The organism is Dyadobacter sp. HNCC25DJ184 (genome assembly GCF_056895215.1).
Genome location: NZ_JBXHAQ010000008.1, coordinates 257,373 through 275,348, shown reverse-complemented (window position 1 = coordinate 275,348; position 17,976 = coordinate 257,373). Strand labels below are relative to the sequence as shown.

Here is a 17,976-nt window from a genome sequence, read left to right as displayed (position 1 = left end):
ACACATGTTTAGTAAAGCAAAAAATATCGATACCGCATTTCGCTACATCCGTGTTTTCACCCTGGTGATTGTAGCAGGATGTTTAGCCCTGACCTGTTTTAGCATCTACCAAAGTCAGAGTAGGTTATCGCTGATGCAATCAAAAATCTATATTCTTTCGGACGGCAAGATCCTGCAGGCCCAGGCTTCTCCGCGCAGCGACAACATTCCCGTAGAAGCACGTGATCATATCGCGACATTCCATCGGCTCTTTTTTACGCTCGATCCGGATGAAAAAGTGATTGCAACCAATGTTTCACAGGCACTCTATCTCGCTGACGCATCCGCCAAAAAGCAGTATGACAATTTAAAAGAATCAGGATTTTATACAGGCATCATTTCTGGCAATATCAGTCAACAGCTTACCGTCGATAGTGTTGAAGTAAGCACTGATGACTACCCCTATTTTTTTACATGCACGGCGGTTCAGCGTATCATCCGACCGACAAGTATAGTCTCACGCCGCCTTGTAACAAGCGGTTATTTAAGAAGCACTTCACGAAGCGATAATAACCCGCACGGATTTCTGATCGAGCGATGGATCACTCTGAAAAACGAAGATATCGGCGTTGAAAGCCGCTAATCTCATTAAATATTATAACTCAAAACTATTTCAACCATGTTCTACAACTTTAACGCCCACCACTCAAAGAACGATGTCCAGCCTGATGCTGCAAAAGACAAAATGGCCACGGCGGTCGCAGCGAAAATTAAATGGCTACAAACCCGTTTTGCCAGGTACGCCGGAAAGCTGGCCTCTAAATTTTCCAGATCACAGCTAAGGCAACTGCTATTGAGCTTTTGCATTGTCAGCTCGGGCTTCTGTTTGAACATGTTAGCTGAGGGGATTTCAGGACGGACCCCTACCGCAATTTCTTTGGAAACACTCCGATCCGTTTGGCCATTTAACCGAAACGCACCTGATCACTCCCGCCAAACGGTTGCCTATCTGGATAGTCTGGAAAAGGCTTTTGTATCAGACAGTATTAATTCTTCCCAAAGCTCCAAATAATCATGAACACTACATCCTACTCCGAAAAATTCCTCCAACAGCGCAAGTTTTATACTGTACTACCACTACTTGCTCTACCCTTTCTGACCATGCTTTACTATGTGTTGTGGATTAAGCGCATCCAGAAAAACCCTGTCGATCAGACGGCTGCATCAGGGCTTCTTACGACGCTTCCTGATGCGGTCTTTAAAGATGATAAGCAGCTTAACAAAATGAGCTTCTATCAGATCGCAGCTGCCGATTCTGCCCGTATCCGTGAGCAGATAAAGAAAGATCCCTATCGCAACCATCAGCTTCTCGCGGCCGCCTCCAACGACTCCATGGTCCTTCAGGGGCTTGACGGACCGTATGGTAAAAAGAGAAAAGTAAAACCGGTATCCTATCAGGGCAAAACTTATTCTGACCCCGGTGAAGCCGCTGTATATTCGAGATTAAAAGAGCTAGATCAGGTGCTGGCTAGTGCCACTCAACCTGAATTTAAAGGGCCTGTTGTTTTGGAAAAAACCAGCAGTAAACCTCAGCTATTTGAACTCCGATCCCAGCTTCCTGATTTAGAGCAGATTGCTGCGCCGTCTCTGGATGAGATGGATACCCCTGATCCGGAGCTCTCACAGCTAGAAGGAATGCTTGACAAAATACTCGAAATACAGCAGCCTGAGCGGTATGCTGGCAACCAGCCCGTAACCAATAATGTTTCTCGTCAGGCATTTGCCGTGCAGCCGGTCTCAAACACTATCTCTGTTACCTGTTTGGGTGAAAATATAAAAAAAGATTCCACGATCACGGTAAAGGGTAACGGTTTTTTCTCACTGGATGAACCCGAAGCGCCCGCGGTGCAAGAGGGCATTCGTGCAGAAATCGATCAGGATCTCACCGTTGTAAACGGGTCAACCATTCGGCTTCGGCTCCTTAATGACATTCAGGTGGCAGGCTCGGTGATCAAGAGAAACAACTTTATATATGGTATTGCCAATATCAACTCCGAGCGGCTCCATGTTCAGATCAGCACCATCGCCAAAGGAAACATCATTCTTCCAGTTGATCTGAGAGTATATGATCTCGATGGAATTCTGGGCATCTATGTTCCGGGAGCCATTACGCGAGACGTAGCCAAGCAATCACTAAGTCAGGATATCCAGGGGCTGAGTCTGGGCTCCTTAGATCCATCGCTCGGCGCACAGGCAGCCAATGCCGGCATCCAGGCAGCAAAAACGCTCTTCGGTAAAAAAGCGAGAATGCTAAGGGTGCAGGTGAGTGCTGGTTATCAGGTCATTCTTAGCAGCGGCAATTCGAATTCACGAGGTTCAAATCTGACTTCAATATCGCAAACATCTCAGTTATGAAAACGCTTTTAAAATTTCTGGTTCTCGCCTTCCTATTTCATCAAAGGGGAACAGCGCAGAGCATCCAGCTTTTCGCCATCCAGACCTATCCGCTTGAAATCACAACAGGAAAGACAGTCAATCTGATTTTCCCCTACCCGATCAAAAGTGTCGACCGTGGCAGTGAGCATATTCTGGTTCAAAAGATTACCGGAGCAGAAAATATACTGCAGGTAAAGGCGGCTAGCACTGATTTCGAGCCTACCAATATCACGGTGGTAAGCTCGGATGGTCAACTTTTTTCATTTCTGGCAGAATATGCAGCTGACCCTTTGCAACTAAATATCCAGATCGTGCCTCAGGCTAGCCCTCAAGTTAAACTCGAAGGGAGACTTTCTGAAAGCTGGCTTTCGGCTACCGTTGGACAGGTGAAAGAAATGTCTAGTTCGGGGTTCAAAAAGCGAGCCCGAAATGAAGGAGCGATGCTAAGTCTGGGAGATGTATATGTCAAATCAGATGTCATGTTTTTTGACTTTATGATTTACAACGGCTCGAATATATCCTATGAACCGGAAAGTTTGAATTTTTCTCTGGCCGACAAAAGGAGGGCGAAACGCGGTGCCCTTCAGTTCGCAAATCTCGCAATTATTTATAAGGACGGGATGGGCGAGTCCGTTGGCAGTGGTCAGCAGCGGCAGCTTGTTTTCGCTCTTGCCAAATTTACCATTCCTAGTAAAAAATACCTCTTGGTGCGGCTGACAGAGAAAAATGGATCTCGACATATGGATATCAAAGTCCCCAATCGATATCTCATCCACGCCAATCGTCTCGACTAAATCTCACTTTTTAAGCTTTAAACAAGTAAAATCATGAATCAGAAAAATTTTGAATATCTCAGGGATCAAGTAAAATTCACTGGATTCGGTGAGAATCTTGAAAGTCAGCTAAAGGCAAATCTAGCTGGGGATAAGCCAGAATTTCGTTTGCAACATCAGACCAGCTTCGGTGATAAACAAATAGAAGCCTCGCTGCATTTTAAAAAATCTGCTCAAAGCGATATGTACTTTTTCAATAGCTATAAAGCGGAGATTCCAAAAAAAGACAACAAGGAAGCGCTTTCTCAGACTTTTTATATTAACCGGGAAGGCGGCAATATCACTTTGAAAGAAGCCTTTAACCTTCTTGAAGGCCGGGCAGTAAACAAAGATCTGGTTAATAAAGAAGGACAACTCTACAACGCGTGGCAGCAGCTTGATTTTAAACAATCTACCCAGCAGGGCAATTTTGCAGTCAAACAGTTCAGCCAGAACTACGGCTTTGATCTGGAAAAATCTCTTTCAAAGCACCCTATCGCCGAGCTTTCTGATCCAACTGCTCGTGAGCGCCTGATTGAATCGCTCCAAAAAGGTAACCGTCAAATGGTGACCTTCAATGAGAACGGCACTTCACAAAAACGATTCATCGAGGCAAGTCCGCAATTCAAGTCCTTGAATATTTACGATGAAAAGCAGCAACGCATCCGTCCAACCCAGCAGATCCAGTCCGAGAACAGCGAAAAGCAGTCGGAAAAAGTCGATCAGAAAAAACAGGTGAAGGACGGTGAGTCTGAGAAGGTCGACAAACCTTCCAGACGAAAAGGGGTTTCCTTATAATTATGTCGGACGATAAATTGAGCGGATTTTTCACGCTCGCACAATGCGACCCTCGCATAGGAATTTCCCATATCGGACTTTTTGCCACGCTGGTCTCGATTTCAACTTCGACCCCAGGGAAAAATTATCTGGAAATGTTTGGCAAGCAAATTATGCCGCTTGCCAAAATTTCCAGCAGCGCCACTTACCATCGGCTTCTTCATGATCTGAATCGGTATGGTTACATCAAATATGAGCCCTCGTTCTCTAAAAAAAGGGCGAGCAGAATCTACATCTCGGATTTCTCGAATACTTATGAAAATAGAACTAATTACCCTGCAAGATCTACAGACACTTAGGGAGCAAATTGTAGGTGATCTCAAAGCTTTGCTGATCGATAAAGCTCCGAAGCGAAATCAATGGCTTAAAGGATCAGAAGTCCGTGAAATGCTCAAAATTTCACCTGGCACTTTGCAAAATCTAAGAATCAATGGAAGTCTCACACCCACCAAAATAGGTGGCTCTTTTTATTACCGCCTATCCGACATCGAAAACATGCTAAATCGCAAATAACAATGCTACAAGAAAAACTCAATAGTTATTTATCGAGGATCAATGCTGATCCCAGAATCACTGTATGGCATATTGGAATTTACAATGCGCTAATCCAGATATGGTTAAAAAATAATCAGGAGCCGTATTTCCATATTACCAGAAAGAAAGTGATGCGAATGTCCCGGGTAAAAAGTGCCGTGACTTATCATAAGTATTTGAGCGATTTACAGCGGTTTGGATACATTCATTACTTCCCTTCTTTCAATCCATATATTGGAAGTGGAGTTAGATTGATTTGAAACCAGGCGAGTGCCGGTCCTCGACCCTTTTTGTTTTTCCTGCTACATCCTGCAATGATATCGGCCCCAACCATCACCTCGAAATTACTATCCTTCGAAAGCCATACTAAGCCCGAATTAATTGTGCCGAATTCCAGTACGATGTAAAGAAGTGGTGATGGGTTAACCAAACCATGCCTGAAGAAGGATTCAGGGGAATAATTATAAATGCGTAGCGAAAGAAAAGGTGACTCGTTCCTAATCGGAAAAAAATCAACCCAAACGACAGGGTTCGAACGGGTGATACCTGAGTCTTTAGGCTTTTGAAAATTCCCCTGATCTCATAGCTTATTCTCGAATCAAGATTCCCGGTCGGCCCGTCAGCCATAATGATCATCGGATCGTCGAACAATTCGCTCACAATAGCCACTCCCCTCTCCAGCCGGAAAGCTCTTTAGGCGTAGAGCCCCAACGGTAACCGAGACTGAGAACTACCGATTTCTGTGCCTGAAATGCACTTTCAGCCCGGTTTGGACTGTCAATCTTGTATTTGCACATTAATGGTAACTCCACATCTTCCTGGGCGGAGGTTCCGGGTAGAAGCTTAAAGGATCTAAATGTGAACCCAACTTAGCGTCGCGCTGTTTTTAGTCATTAGTATGGTCTACAATATTAGATCACGTGCATTATTCGCTTTCTATAAAATATCGTCAAATCTGAAATATGCCCTTTTTCCCGATCGTCGTTGCACTTCTTATTTCTACCACTGTTTACGCCCAAACTTCACAATCTTTATTGATCCGGGTTGGAAAACTCTATGACTCTGAGAAAAAAACATTTATAAAAAATCAGCAGATACTGATTTCTGACGGAATAATTCAGGAAGTAGGCAAAGATCTTAAAAAACCCAAAGATGTAAAAGAGATTGATTTAAGTAGTTGTACTGCCGCTCCGGGTTTAATTGATATGCATTCGCATTTGCTGTTTAATCAAAAGCAAACAAAAACAAATGAAGGCTTTAATAATGCTTCAAAGGTACCTTCTCAAGAACGCATATCGCAGGGCCTCAAACTAGCAAAAAGCTGCCTTGAAGCTGGAATCACCACCAGTCGGGACTTAGGGAACTCTGGTCAGTATCTTGATATCACATTACAAAAAGAACTTGCACGTAAAAAAGGCAACCTCACTATGTATGTTTCTGGCCCCATATTGAGTGGTCCTGGAGGGCAATTTTCCAAGCTTGTCCCCGCAGACACTTTTCTGGTCAATCAGGAATATAGCGTAATACGTAATTCACAAGATGCAAAAGAAGCTGTAGACAACCATGCAAAGCAAGGGGTAAATGTAATCAAAGTTTGCGCCGACACAGATAACGGAATGTTAGAAAAAGAATTTCTTACCGCTATTGTCGAATCTGCAAAAACGCATAATTTGCAGGTAACAGCTCATGCTGTTTCAGACAAAGCGGCGCGTAATGCAGTACTTGCTGGTGTAAACGGAATTGAACATGGATACACGCTGTCTGACAGTACAATCCAACTAATGGCCAAACGTGGCGTATACCTTATTCCCACCGATATATCTCGCAAGCAAGGAAAAATTATGGTCGCAGGAATAGGCATGCATGGAAAGGAGGCGGATGATTATCTTGAAAGCTTTTTGCAAGCAACGCATGATCGGTTGAGAAGAGCTGTGGACAAAGGAGTTAATATTGTTTTCGGCTCAGATTATTACCTTAATATAATTGGGCTTGACCGTGGAAAAAGTTCGGTTGATGTACTATTATCATATTATGAGGCGGGCATTCCTGTTACTGAGGTAATGCAGTATGCTACTTTGAATGCTGCCAAAGCAATAGGTGCAGAAAACCGGATTGGAACGATAAGAAAAGGTATGGTAGCGGATCTTGTATTCTTTGACGGTGACTTGGAGAAGAACTTTGTTAACGTACTATCGCAGATTAAAATGGTGGTAAAAGATGGAAAACAGGTAAAATGATTTGTAATCGTCAGTACTGGATCTGACAGGTGAGTTGTCTTAGTATTACAATGCCTCAACATTTTTGCTTACCACTCGATAAAAGTATGCACCCCTTGTGAGCAGCTTCATTTACTCTCAACAGAAACTACTTTCTGGACGATTTGACTCGATTGATCTAAGTTCAGATAGCGTAAGGGGAATCTTCGAATGGCGGAAGTATGTACGCATGCTTGAATCCTATTTATCCGAGGATCCGTTAGAAGACAACAAAGAGTATGTTGAACTTCAGATCAATGACGAAATCCGGAGTACTTTCTCTATGGCGACTGACTATCTGAACTACTACTCCGAGGTAAAATCCATCGAAGAACAGATATTAATTCTTCTGCTTAGAAGGCTACGCACTTTGGGACCGCTTCGCACTTCATGTCCAAGGCTCTTCATCTCGCATAGACAATGTGACTGGATGCATGCACTGCAAATAGCAAAGCTGGCCGAGAGTGAGAAATTCGACTATTGGATTGATATTCTGGATCCAGCGCTGAAAAGCATTCCGCTGCTCAGTGGCGTTTCTGCCTCGGTTCTTTCAATGTTGACAGCCTGCATTATTGAGATGGCTATAATTAATTGCTCACATGTAATCGCGTGTATAACACCGAATTCACGTGGTACGTTGTGGCAACCTTATGAGTATGGTCGAATCACAGACCTCCCTAGCTACTATAAAACGGCAGCGGCCTGGAGACACCCAAATTTGAAAGACAATGATCTTGGGGAGTATTTGTACCTGGGTGAAATCATGAAGACAAGTACAGAGATTACAGATTGGTTAAAGAATGAGCATTCGATATGGTCGACCAAAGAATGTGAACATGTCCAAAACCGGTTTCTGGAAGATGTGGATATGGAGAAGTTACCGGAGCTGGAGGAAAATTGGCCCGAAGAAATTTATCCATATCAAATATTTATCGATGAGGCAGGTCATCGTATAGGTTCAAAAGAAGAGGAAGAAAAATTCGTTGCTGATCTTTTGAAAGAAATTCTTGTTTGTCATATGACCGTTGTAATTAAAAAAATTGACAAAGCAGAAGAGAGAAAAATATATCGTGAATGGTTGAAAAAAAACGCTACAGCTCCAAAGAAATTTCCCCCAACCCAGACTCTAAGACTAAGACGAGAGCCTATCCCTAAAAAGTAAACCCTTTTTTATGTAAAAGAATATTTAATAGCGATCATATTAAAATCTATTTTGTCGTGAAGTCGTTTGGCAAAAAAGGTGGGTGAACGGGATTACATCAAGTCTAAATCTACTCTCAAATTTTCGAGTCAACGATCAAACTGGTCTCCGGAAATGTGATTTTAATATCCAATAAAGCGCGAAAAGACGACAATCAGAAGTTATCAGCCATGGCCAGATGGTCCAGTGAACCTGTGCAGTTTGACTCGATAAAAATCTCACTCGACGAAGAATATGTTACACTAACCCCCTTTAAATCGGAGAAAAGAGTTCCACAGTCCCGTTTTTCCTCAGCTCGGCTAGAATGGTATTTGTGGTTAAATTCTGCATGATTTATTCGATACGTTGGTGCCCAAGTCGTCTATGTTGAGCATTGATTAAAGGCTTCTGCCCTCGTCGCGTCAAAGCCATGCCCGGAACCGTAATATATAGTTTAGGTAACGTTCTTTTGTTAATTCAATATCAAAACGCTGTCTACCCCCTGAACAAAAAACGCAAAGTTGGCTTGTTTATAGCAGTCCGATCATTGCTTTCGAAGTCTCACCTTAAATAGCGAGCTCAACCTTTATTTAGTTCTTACCTTTGAGAACCAAAAAGTATTGGTATTTTTGATTGAAAATAAACGGCAAATAGATTGGATAATCATCGCGAAAAAATAGAGCAGTATGGTGTAGTCATGGAAACTATGGGACTAAGTCCCGTAGCAGCTCGCGCGTTTGTTTATCTGTTGTTTAGCAAACAGGAACTTTCCACTTTTGAGGATCTAGTTAGCTTTTTCAATGTAAGTAAAAGTGCGGTTTCAAATGCACTTAAATTTTTGACGGCAACTAATATGATTGAATCAAAAACAGTCGGTGGACAGCGTAAACGCTATTTTATGGTTAATTTTAAGAAAATGCTCGATCAGCAGGAAATGACTTCCCGCTTTCAAACTTACTGTGGTATGCTGGATGACATCCGTCAAAGCCGGGGACTGGACGACAAATTTTCTCAAGAGCTTAATAATGTTTCCAATCTGTACAAAATGATGATCATTGAATTCCCGATCATACTTGAACGATGGCGACAGATGAGCATCCTGAATAATGCTGCAGATTAAAATTTATATAGTTGGTTCTCTTAATCAAGAACTAAAAGAACTTTTTTATTTTTGAACACCTAAATCAATTCATTCATGAAAATAGCACTACTGACCTTGGGAACTCGCGGCGATGTTCAGCCATACGCTGTATTAGGAAAGGCTCTTCGGCAGCGGGGGCATCATGTTGTATTGTCAACGGCGAAAAATTTCGAATCCTTGTCCAACTCGTACAACCTGGATTTTGCGCCTGTTGACGCCGATTTTCAGGCACTTCTTGATTCAGATGAAGGCAAAAAAATGATGAAAAATCCAATTCTTGCGCAAAGAAATTTTAGTCATTGGGTGCATCCTATGATCCAAAGTGCCTTGGATACATTTTATAAGTTATCCCTACAAAGCGACAAAGTGCTGTTTCATGGAAAAACTCTGGCAGGTTACTTTGCCGATCAGTTTCCAGAAAAAATGATTCGCGCCAACGTAATTCCGGCGTTTGAGTCAACATCAGAATTCGTCAACCCTGTATTAAGTGGTGTGGGTCTGCCATCTATACTCAATAAATTCAGCTATAAACTGACTGAATTTAGCTATCAGATGATGCACAAACCTATTCGGAACTTCAGGCAAGCAAATGGCTTGTCTTTGCTGGCAGCCGATTATAAAGGACTCCCATCTATTTATGGTATCAGCCACCACCTCTTAAAAAAGCCACGTGACTACCCTGCTAACAGCCATTTCACAGGATTTTGGTATGGAGAATCTCCTGCCTCATTAAGTCCCGACGTTTTAAAATTTCTTGAACAAGGCCCCCCTCCTTTGCTGATAACCTTTGGCAGCATGCCACTTGCTACCAAGCTGAATATGCAACAAGCAATGATTACACTCGCCGAGAAACTAAACACACGCATAATTATTGTAAAAGGGTGGGGATTTGATGATACCGCCGATCTGGAGCATCATGAATCTATCAAAATTATCGAGTCGGCCCCGTATGAGAAACTACTGCCCCTTGTAAAAGCAGTGGTTCATCATGGCGGAATTGGCACATTGGCAGAATGTCTCCGAGCAGGAAAACCATCCTTGACCTGTCCGGTACTCTACCCAATGGGCGATCAGCATTTTTGGGGGCAAATGGCGTACCAAAAAGGCTGTGCAGTCAAACCTATACCTTTGAAGAAATTAACAGAGAATCAGCTAATCACTGCCGTATATGAACTCTTAACAACTCCCGAACTTTATAGTAACAGCATAAAAATGGCTGATTTGCTCCATACTGAGAATGGGATAGACAACGCTATCGCCCTGATTGAAGGAGGTTAGCGTGCAGCGTAACTCTTATCCTGTATATATGAGAGATATTGTATAAACTAGCTGGGCTCTGAACGGTGGCAAGGAAGGCGGCAAATAAAGATTCTTAACAATGTGCTGCTTAGTGTAGTCTCGCTTAAACCGTTACATCGTTAATTCATTTTTTTTAGGAGATCCGCGCTTTTGACAAAAAAGGTTTTCACAGCATCCCTTTGGTCAAGGGTTAAGATTTTCGGATCAATAACCCTCGCTGCGGTTTTAACTTCTTCTGCCTCATTTGACAATGAAGGGAATTTTGCAACTTGTATATTTTGCAATGAAGTTGATAATATTTCCGCTGCCTTCCTGATTTCGTCAGCATGAGAAGTTTCAAAAGGGTTTTGTGTTATCTTACTAGCACTCTGTTTGGCTTTGTCCAAATCTGCTTTGATGTCGAAGTCAACTTCACCGGCCATTGCTTCAATTGCGTCAGTCAATTTTAAAAGGGCTTCGTTTGTATAGGCATGGTCGAGTGCCATTTTATTTTTATCGTCATTTATAAAAGTGACGTATACATTTACCGTGCTATTATCTTCCTTTACATTCATAGCATCGGTCAAATTCATTTCCATGGTATTCTCCTGTTTTTCTTTGTCCTTACAACTGATTGATATTGCCATTAGAAATACAATTGACATACTCACCAAGCCGTTAAACCAGCTACTCTTTTCACATTTAATGTTGTTATTTGTCATAATTCAGATTGTTTAATAAAAAATTGTAAACTGACGCAAAAATTTTTCATCCTTAAGTCATAGAAATTAATGGTATATAACCATACCAACAGCTTTAAGAATTCAAATCTTAGGCATTCTGCTTCTTTGAGCAATTGTTTACCCACACTTAGTGAAAGTTTCGTCCCGCAAACGGAAACCTCACGTTATGCCTGACCCGCGCCTAAAGCCAGGTATTTACTGGCATGATTATAAGGATTTTGTACTTAAATGTAATAAATTCCGATTTCTATGAATCACCAATTTGCACTCAGAGCAGCCAGTAACTCTATTGTTTTTATACTGTGCATGTTTTGAATTTTATCTTCTTGTTCAAAAAAACTAAATTTTTCAACTTCTGCAATTGTGCCGGCGGCAGAAGGATCCGTAAAAATCAAAAAGGATAAAAATGAAAATTACGCGGTAGATCTGATTGTACGTCATCTCTCCGAACCAGACAGGCTGGTAGAACCCAAAAACTTATATGTTGTTTTCGCCAATACAAAGGATAACGGAGTTTGGAATGTGGGGCGGTTAAAAAGTGGACATGGGTTATTCTCAAAGGCCCTCACTGGTAGATTGAAAACAGTTACCACGTTTGAGCCTGTGAACCTATTTATCACTGCTAAAAAAGAGGCAAAAATCCTCTATCCGGAACGACAGGTTATCTTGACCACAAAATAGGTTAATAAACATGATATAGGATGAAAAGGAGCCTTAAAAGCCTTTCTTTGTTTTCTTTGGGAGGAACCGATGGAGAGATCGGTAAGGTGAAAGAATTGTATTTGGACGATGAATTCTGGAATATCCGTTATTGGGTTGTAGACACAGGAGACTGGTTGCCAAACAAAAAAGTATTGATTGCGGTGCAGTCCTTATTGCTTCCAGATTGGAAAAACAGGACACTTGAAACTAACCTTACACTTGATCAAATTAAGAATAGTCCTGACATTGATACCGACAAGCCGGTATCGCGCCAGCAAGAAGCAAAGTTATATGAACATTTTTCTTGGCATAACTACTGGTTTTCACCATTCACAAACTCTGAGAATGAAGCATTACTCAATGGTGCCAGGCATAATGAGGACGCTGGAAATCCTCATTTAAGAAGCTCGAGAGTGCTTGTCGGTTATCAAATCCAGGCATCTGATGGCCCTATCGGACATTTAATCGATTTTATTATTGACACTGATCTCTGGGAGGTAATATTTCTGGTGGTTGAAATAGGGAGTTGGCTTTCTTCTGAGAAAGTCCTATTACCAGTACGCACTGTATCTGAAATCAGCTGGTCTCGTTCGAAAATAAGTATCACACTCAATAAGCAAGAAATAAAAAAAAGTATTGGGTATAGGCCAGAGGCGCCAGCTAATGCATTAGTAGATGGCACTTTTGTCGACTACTACGGTCGAACCATCTCGTAGGAACTGTCGCACGCACTTGGTTTAATAAGTAACATATCCTAATAAGAATAAAGTGAATAATTTTTTTCAAAGAAGATACCAGAAAACGGTTAATAGTATCGCTTTCTATCCCGCCATCATCGCAATCGGATTTCTTGTCTTATGTGGATTCATGCTGTCTGTCGATCAGTCAGAACAAGGAAAATTATTAAAAAGTGAGGTTAACTGGCTCCGTTTAAAAGATGCCTCCACTGCAAGAAGCATCATCGGTGCCGTCGCTTCCGGCATCATATCGCTTACTGTATTTAGTTTTTCGATGGTGATGATCGTGCTCAACCAGGCGGCATCTCAGATGAGTAACCGGATATTAGGGCAACTAATTGGAAATAAATTTCAGCAGGTCGTTTTAGGTATTTATATCGGTACAATTATCTACGCATTTTTTCTCCTGAGTACTATCAGGGATATCGATTCTGGGATTTACATACCTGCATTGAGTACCTACCTGCTTATATTCTTTACCATTTTCGATATTTTTCTTTTCATTTATTTTTTGCACTACATCACGCAATCCGTCAAATATGAAGTGGTTATTCAGCGGATATTTGATGATACCCTTAATTCTCTTAAGAAAATATGCGTAAATGAGAACCCATTGGAGATTCCGGCAAAACAGAGCCAGCATTCCGCGGAACTTGAGCCAGCGGTTGCTTGGTATTGGAGAGTTTAAAATTAACTAGTTTTTGTCTTTCTCATAGAGCTTCCCTGCAGATTTATTCTGTGGGCATTTGCTGTCAGTCTGTCACATATCGCATCAGCCAGGCTCGGGTCATTGATGTACTCGTGCCAGTTTCCCACGGGCATCTGCGCGGTAATGATCGTTGATCCGGAGGCGTACCGGTCTTCCAATATTTGAAGCAAGGCCATTTTAGTATCGTGGCTGAGCGGCTGTAAGCCGAAGTCATCCAGGATCAGCACAGGCGCTTTGGCGATCTGATTGAGCCATTTTATGTAGGTTCCATCGAGCCTGGTCAGGGCTAATTGTTCAATAAAACGGTTCATTGGATAGTAAAGCACTTTATAACCTTTAATACAGGCTTGCCGCCCGAAGGCGCAAGCCAGATAAGATTTTCCGCAACCCGTTGCACCTGTGATCAACACGTTCTCGCCCTTTTGAATAAAAGAGCAGTCACTTAACCGGATTAGTTGTTCGGAAGTGATGCCCCTTTCAGGTTTACAGCTTATCTGCTCGACGTATGCAGTGTACCGCAACTTAGCCAGCTTTAAATAAAGCTGTGTCCTGTGAAGGATGCGCTGTTCATATTCTGCCTGTACCAGCATGGCTACCATGGCGTGGGCTTCGGGCTGTTGGTGTACTGGTTGCTCGGTTATGGCCGCATAACGCGAGGCCATGCCCTGCAACTTCAGTTGGGTCAATTGCTGACAAGTTTGATCGGTATTCATTGTTGCTTGGTTTAATTGATAAAATCTTTACTCGTATGCGGCTGCGCCGCGAATATTATCGTGATCAGGCGTTTGGAATAGTGTGATCTGGACCATATCGGGAGCCTTGTCCAAGTTATTGGCAAGGATATTCGATAGTGTTTTGTAGCTGTAAGAGCCGGCATGGGTGGCGCGCTGGCAAGCGGCTTCCAAACGCTCTTTGCCGTAAATGGAGCCCAGACGCAATATCCCACGGCAGGAGTTGAAGGTTTGCTCGGTGAACTGCCGTCCCTTCAATACCCCTTCTATATATGAGCGGGTTGCCGGGCCGATTTGAAGGGCCTGCCTGAGGAAGTAATCGCTGTCCCAACCCTTTTGCTGCTGGTAGACGCGGTGGTTCTCAGGCATGTGCTCCTTAAGAGTTGTGTAGCCGTGCTCATTGAAAAAGCGCTTGTGAACTGCAATCCGGTGATGATTCAGATAAATCTCGACGGTCTGTTGATCATAAATGATGGTTACCTGTTTGCCGATGTGATGGAAGGGGACGCTATAATGGTGCCAGTCCTCGCCTAAGGTGACGTGATAGTTCTTCTGCACCTTGGCTGAAGTGCTGTGCTTGATCATAAAGGGCTGGTCGGGCAGTGTTTGCAGCAGGTGCCGCTCCTGCTGGGAAAACTGCCCGAGTCGACTGTAACTTTTGCCCTGGAAGTTCTTAGTGTTGTGCACTTCCAGCTGCCTTCGGATGCCTTCGTTCAACTCCTGGACACTAAAAAACACCTGATCGCGTAAAGGCGCATAGATGCGCTGATAGGCGATCTTGACGTGGCCTTCGACCGGTGCCTTATCCTTGGGTCTACCAGGCCTGGTAGCGACCAGAGCAATATTATTGTGCAGTGCCCACTGCTGGATCAGCTCAGTGAACGCAGGCTCATAGCGGTTGCTTTTTTGCACTACCTGCCGCATATTATCGGTCTTTAACGACAACGGTGCGCCTTTGAAGTAGCGCAGGCAGTTGTTGAGCGCTGCAATCAAGGCAGGCAATCTTGCATTAGGCAGCGCTTCTACATAGGTGTAGTTACTGAACGGAAGAACGCATATCAAGACGGGGCAGTTAATCTGCTCGCCGGTAGGCCGGTCAACATAATACATCGATGCCCCAGCAAAATCGATCATCATCAATTCGCCGGCATTATAGCAGGCATGAAAGCTGGGTTGTAATACCTTACCCAACTCGTGAAGATGGTGACAAAACTGCGAGTACCGGTAACCGTCAGGATGTTGGTTGATATATTCCTCCCAGAGTAGTTGGCGTGTCATACCAGTCCGCTCCAGCTCTGAAAGAAAATAAGGTACGCGCTGGCGAAAATCCTGCTTACGCTCATCTTCATCCTGAGTTGAAGGTAAGTCTGCATAAACAATCTCTGACAGCAACTCATCATCCAGTCCCTGCAATTGCTTGTAAGAATAAACCCTGTGTTGCAGTCGCTCCCTGTAAAATTTAACTGTATTACGGGAAATGTGGAGTTGCCGGGAAATGTTCCGTTCCGAAGTGTTACGGTCAAGCAACTGTATAATCAAGCGTAGTGTTTGCATCGAAGTAACTTTGTTAGCCATCCCTTGTGCGTTTTTTTTGCAAAAGATGGATGTTGAAGTTCTTCAATACCAAGTATGAGGTGGCTCTCTTTGCCCGGAATGCCATCGCACAACGATCAGGGTGGCTCAATTACGCCGGAATGTCAGTAACAAACTGGCTCTGATTACCCGGAATCACTATACGGTAGCCCTCTCAAGTGGCTCTGTTTGCCCGGAATGCTGGCTCAAGTTCAACGGAATTAGTGGCTCTCTTTGGTCCGGAATATCCACCCATCGCCCATACCTGCCCAGTTTGTTACCCCATTTACCATCAAATCTGCTAAATCCGGTATTTTCGAAGGTGTTGAGAAAGACGCTTTAAAATCGCTTTGTATTGAGTATGGCTTTCAAACCACTGTCCTGATTACCCCGGGCACGTTTGTATTACCAGGTACACCCATTATGTCAATAAGTGAAAACTTACCGAAAGCGATTCAGGATAAGCTCGTCGGCTTAGCTTCTTTGCCACTCACAGAGACAATCAAAGGAAATTATTTTTACGGATTCAGTCAGCTAAGGGAAATCGCTCTTAAGGCCTTGAGTCCGGGAATCAATGACCCTGGGACTGCAATCATCAGCCTGCGGCACCTGTCTTCGCTGATCAATTACCGGGCTTGTCATTTCCCTGAAAATATCGTTCGAAATAAAGAAGGTTTAGTTCTGATAGTTATTCCCGAAATCAGCTTTGAAAAAGTTAGTTCTGAAAGCATTGACCCAATCTGGGATTATGGAAAAAGTGACCGGTTGCTATGCAAAGAACTCTATTTGATTTGTATACAATTAAGGACACTGACATCCAGCACGGCCTTCGATCGCATATTAAGTGAAATAGCAGCAAAGCACAATTTATTCAGTCCTGCACCTGATTAATACGAAAATTGCCCATTTAATACCACAGCATACCATGATTCATTTTTCGCGGAATGTCCGCCGAGTTGTTAACATAAGAATTAAGTGGTTTTTTAATTATGATGGACATCAAAAATGCATACAAGATCGTATCAGAAAAGTTCATAAACTTAATTTTTTTATTAGCCGGCCAATCGTAAATCCCTGAACCAGAATTGAAAACAAAACCACCACAAACGTGACGGAGACAATAACATTTTTGTATGGGTTAGCGGGTAATGAGAGTGCCAAGGCAATCGAAATGCCTCCCCGTAAGCCACCCCATGTCATAATTTTTAGTGTTCGAGGCCCCAGATCTTTAATAAACCCAAAAACAGATGCAGTGAAGAAGAGTGAAATAAAACGGGCGACAACTATCACCAGGGCCGTAACTATACCAAACACTATGAAGTGGACCTCAAAGTCCACCGTTACAATTTCCAAACCAATTAGCATAAAAAGGATTGCATTGAGGATTTCATCTGTAACCTCCCAGAATTTACCAAGATAGTCCCGCGTGATATCACTCATTGCCAATTGCTTACCTCGATTCCCGGTCATGATTCCAGCGACAACCATTGCGAGCGGTCCTGAGACATGCAGATAATGGCACAGGGAATATCCACCCATTACCATTGCCAACGAAATCAAAATCTCCGTCTGAAAATGGTCAATCGATTTCATCAGTCTGTATCCTACAAGTCCGATGACCGATCCTGCAACTATTCCGCCAACTGCCTCCTGAACGAACAGTAGACTGATTTCAAATACGCCAAATTGTTCAATACCTACTGAGGCAATCTGGAGTAAAGTCGCGAAAATCACAACGCCAATACCATCGTTAAAAAGAGATTCGCCAACAATATTGGTTTCAACCACTTTTGTCAAGTTCGCCTTCTTGAGAATCCCCATTACTGCTATAGGATCAGTTGGTGAAATAAGAGCCCCAAGTAAAAAACAATATAAGATTGGTATAGGTTGCTCGAACAATTGCATCAAGAAATGAAATCCATAACCGACAATAAATGTAGATAACACCGTACCAATCAAAGCAAAACTGGTAATACTTTTCGCAGATTTTTTTAAATCCCCCAAATCGACATGAAGAGAACCTGCAAAAAGAAGAAAGCTTAACAATATGCCTAATAGAAATTCTGAAAAGTCGATTAATGCCAGCCTTTCTTTAACAAGTTGTTCAAATTGGGGCGAAGTTTGGCCTAAAGCTATCACACCAAGGGCAGCGACTGCCCCCATAAGCATGAGACTTATACCCGAAGGGAGTTTTAAAATGCGTACATTAATGTAGGAGAAGAAGGCGGCGAGAGTTATGAGAACGGAAAAGAGTACAAATAGTTGCATATACTTTTAATACAAGGCTTAGTGATAGAATATACCGGATCCCCTAATTTCGGGTCATTGGA

19 protein-coding genes are annotated in these 17,976 nt (G+C 42.8%); 15 read left to right on the top strand and 4 right to left on the bottom strand.

Going from position 1 to position 17,976, the window contains the following annotated elements; genetic code table 11:
• The first annotated feature begins 4 nt into the window (after positions 1-4).
• From traK to AC1XUD_RS14575, 11 genes are all read left to right on the top strand, one after another.
• Entirely contained in the window at positions 5-622 is a 618-nt protein-coding gene (gene traK, locus AC1XUD_RS14625; protein WP_483361760.1) for a conjugative transposon protein TraK, read from the top strand.
• A 36-nt stretch (positions 623-658) separates the two neighbouring features.
• The gene (locus AC1XUD_RS14620) at positions 659-1,051 is read left to right on the top strand and encodes a hypothetical protein (protein WP_483361759.1); all 393 of its coding nucleotides are present in this window, start codon (positions 659-661) and stop codon (positions 1,049-1,051) included.
• A gap of 2 nt (positions 1,052-1,053) precedes the next feature.
• Positions 1,054-2,394: a conjugative transposon protein TraM gene (gene traM, locus AC1XUD_RS14615; protein WP_483361758.1), complete on the top strand. Its 1,341-nt coding sequence runs from the start codon at positions 1,054-1,056 to the stop codon at positions 2,392-2,394.
• Entirely contained in the window at positions 2,391-3,209 is an 819-nt protein-coding gene (traN, locus tag AC1XUD_RS14610) for a conjugative transposon protein TraN (RefSeq protein ID WP_483361757.1), read from the top strand. The genes traM and traN overlap by 4 nt, the downstream gene beginning before the upstream one ends.
• A gap of 33 nt (positions 3,210-3,242) precedes the next feature.
• Complete coding sequence (locus AC1XUD_RS14605) at positions 3,243-4,025, top strand: hypothetical protein (protein WP_483361756.1); 783 nt, start codon at positions 3,243-3,245, stop codon at positions 4,023-4,025.
• Positions 4,026-4,319: 294 nt separating this feature from the next.
• A complete protein-coding gene (locus AC1XUD_RS14600; RefSeq protein ID WP_483361755.1) occupies positions 4,320-4,577 on the top strand; it encodes a helix-turn-helix domain-containing protein in 258 nt (85 codons plus the stop codon).
• A gap of 2 nt (positions 4,578-4,579) precedes the next feature.
• Positions 4,580-4,858: a hypothetical protein gene (locus AC1XUD_RS14595; RefSeq protein WP_483361754.1), complete on the top strand. Its 279-nt coding sequence runs from the start codon at positions 4,580-4,582 to the stop codon at positions 4,856-4,858.
• Between the two features lie 774 nt (positions 4,859-5,632).
• On the top strand, positions 5,633-6,835 hold the full coding sequence (locus AC1XUD_RS14590; protein WP_483361753.1) for an amidohydrolase family protein: 1,203 nt from the start codon (positions 5,633-5,635) through the stop codon (positions 6,833-6,835).
• A gap of 208 nt (positions 6,836-7,043) precedes the next feature.
• A complete protein-coding gene (locus AC1XUD_RS14585; protein WP_483361752.1) occupies positions 7,044-8,015 on the top strand; it encodes a hypothetical protein in 972 nt (323 codons plus the stop codon).
• 673 nt (positions 8,016-8,688) lie between these two features.
• Positions 8,689-9,153, top strand: coding sequence for a GbsR/MarR family transcriptional regulator (locus tag AC1XUD_RS14580; protein WP_483361751.1), 465 nt, complete (start codon positions 8,689-8,691; stop codon positions 9,151-9,153).
• Positions 9,154-9,228: 75 nt separating this feature from the next.
• On the top strand, positions 9,229-10,452 hold the full coding sequence (locus tag AC1XUD_RS14575; protein ID WP_483361750.1) for a glycosyltransferase: 1,224 nt from the start codon (positions 9,229-9,231) through the stop codon (positions 10,450-10,452).
• Between the two features lie 140 nt (positions 10,453-10,592).
• On the opposite strand, the gene AC1XUD_RS14570 is transcribed toward AC1XUD_RS14575, so the two are convergent.
• Positions 10,593-11,174: a hypothetical protein gene (locus tag AC1XUD_RS14570; protein WP_483361749.1), complete on the bottom strand. Its 582-nt coding sequence runs from the start codon at positions 11,172-11,174 to the stop codon at positions 10,593-10,595.
• Positions 11,175-11,558: 384 nt separating this feature from the next.
• Between AC1XUD_RS14570 and AC1XUD_RS14565 the strand changes: the two genes are divergently transcribed.
• The 3 genes from AC1XUD_RS14565 to AC1XUD_RS14555 are packed head-to-tail and all read left to right on the top strand — an operon-like array spanning position 11,559 to position 13,322.
• Positions 11,559-11,876, top strand: a complete 318-nt coding sequence (locus tag AC1XUD_RS14565) for a hypothetical protein (protein ID WP_483361748.1) — start codon at positions 11,559-11,561, stop codon at positions 11,874-11,876.
• Between the two features lie 20 nt (positions 11,877-11,896).
• Entirely contained in the window at positions 11,897-12,613 is a 717-nt protein-coding gene (locus AC1XUD_RS14560; RefSeq protein ID WP_483361747.1) for a PRC-barrel domain-containing protein, read from the top strand.
• A gap of 52 nt (positions 12,614-12,665) precedes the next feature.
• The gene (locus tag AC1XUD_RS14555) at positions 12,666-13,322 is read left to right on the top strand and encodes a DUF2254 family protein (protein WP_483361746.1); all 657 of its coding nucleotides are present in this window, start codon (positions 12,666-12,668) and stop codon (positions 13,320-13,322) included.
• A gap of 2 nt (positions 13,323-13,324) precedes the next feature.
• On the opposite strand, the gene istB is transcribed toward AC1XUD_RS14555, so the two are convergent.
• Both istB and istA read right to left on the bottom strand, forming a co-directional pair.
• The gene (istB, locus tag AC1XUD_RS14550; protein ID WP_483361745.1) at positions 13,325-14,056 is read right to left on the bottom strand and encodes an IS21-like element helper ATPase IstB; all 732 of its coding nucleotides are present in this window, start codon (positions 14,054-14,056) and stop codon (positions 13,325-13,327) included.
• Positions 14,057-14,083: 27 nt separating this feature from the next.
• Positions 14,084-15,649 (bottom strand): IS21 family transposase, encoded by a 1,566-nt coding sequence (gene istA / locus AC1XUD_RS14545; RefSeq protein WP_483361744.1) that lies wholly within the window; start codon positions 15,647-15,649, stop codon positions 14,084-14,086.
• 231 nt (positions 15,650-15,880) lie between these two features.
• Here istA and AC1XUD_RS14540 point away from each other — a divergent pair, with 231 nt between their 5' ends.
• Complete coding sequence (locus AC1XUD_RS14540; protein ID WP_483361743.1) at positions 15,881-16,537, top strand: DUF2254 family protein; 657 nt, start codon at positions 15,881-15,883, stop codon at positions 16,535-16,537.
• Positions 16,538-16,678: 141 nt separating this feature from the next.
• On the opposite strand, the gene AC1XUD_RS14535 is transcribed toward AC1XUD_RS14540, so the two are convergent.
• Complete coding sequence (locus AC1XUD_RS14535) at positions 16,679-17,914, bottom strand: cation:proton antiporter (protein WP_483361742.1); 1,236 nt, start codon at positions 17,912-17,914, stop codon at positions 16,679-16,681.
• Positions 17,915-17,976 lie beyond the last annotated feature (62 nt).

Excerpts from the sequence above, each read along its gene's own strand:
- traK (WP_483361760.1), top strand. The coding sequence starts at position 5 with ATGTTTAGTAAAGCAAAAAATATCGATACCGCATTTCGCTACATCCGT.
- AC1XUD_RS14620 (WP_483361759.1), top strand. The coding sequence starts at position 659 with ATGTTCTACAACTTTAACGCCCACCACTCAAAGAACGATGTCCAGCCT.
- traM (WP_483361758.1), top strand. The coding sequence starts at position 1,054 with ATGAACACTACATCCTACTCCGAAAAATTCCTCCAACAGCGCAAGTTT.
- traN (WP_483361757.1), top strand. The coding sequence starts at position 2,391 with ATGAAAACGCTTTTAAAATTTCTGGTTCTCGCCTTCCTATTTCATCAA.
- AC1XUD_RS14605 (WP_483361756.1), top strand. The coding sequence starts at position 3,243 with ATGAATCAGAAAAATTTTGAATATCTCAGGGATCAAGTAAAATTCACT.
- AC1XUD_RS14600 (WP_483361755.1), top strand. The coding sequence starts at position 4,320 with ATGAAAATAGAACTAATTACCCTGCAAGATCTACAGACACTTAGGGAG.
- AC1XUD_RS14595 (WP_483361754.1), top strand. The coding sequence starts at position 4,580 with ATGCTACAAGAAAAACTCAATAGTTATTTATCGAGGATCAATGCTGAT.
- AC1XUD_RS14585 (WP_483361752.1), top strand. The coding sequence starts at position 7,044 with ATGCTTGAATCCTATTTATCCGAGGATCCGTTAGAAGACAACAAAGAG.
- AC1XUD_RS14575 (WP_483361750.1), top strand. The coding sequence starts at position 9,229 with ATGAAAATAGCACTACTGACCTTGGGAACTCGCGGCGATGTTCAGCCA.
- AC1XUD_RS14570 (WP_483361749.1), bottom strand. The coding sequence starts at position 11,174 with ATGACAAATAACAACATTAAATGTGAAAAGAGTAGCTGGTTTAACGGC.
- AC1XUD_RS14560 (WP_483361747.1), top strand. The coding sequence starts at position 11,897 with ATGAAAAGGAGCCTTAAAAGCCTTTCTTTGTTTTCTTTGGGAGGAACC.
- istB (WP_483361745.1), bottom strand. The coding sequence starts at position 14,056 with ATGAATACCGATCAAACTTGTCAGCAATTGACCCAACTGAAGTTGCAG.
- istA (WP_483361744.1), bottom strand. The coding sequence starts at position 15,649 with ATGGCTAACAAAGTTACTTCGATGCAAACACTACGCTTGATTATACAG.
- AC1XUD_RS14535 (WP_483361742.1), bottom strand. The coding sequence starts at position 17,914 with ATGCAACTATTTGTACTCTTTTCCGTTCTCATAACTCTCGCCGCCTTC.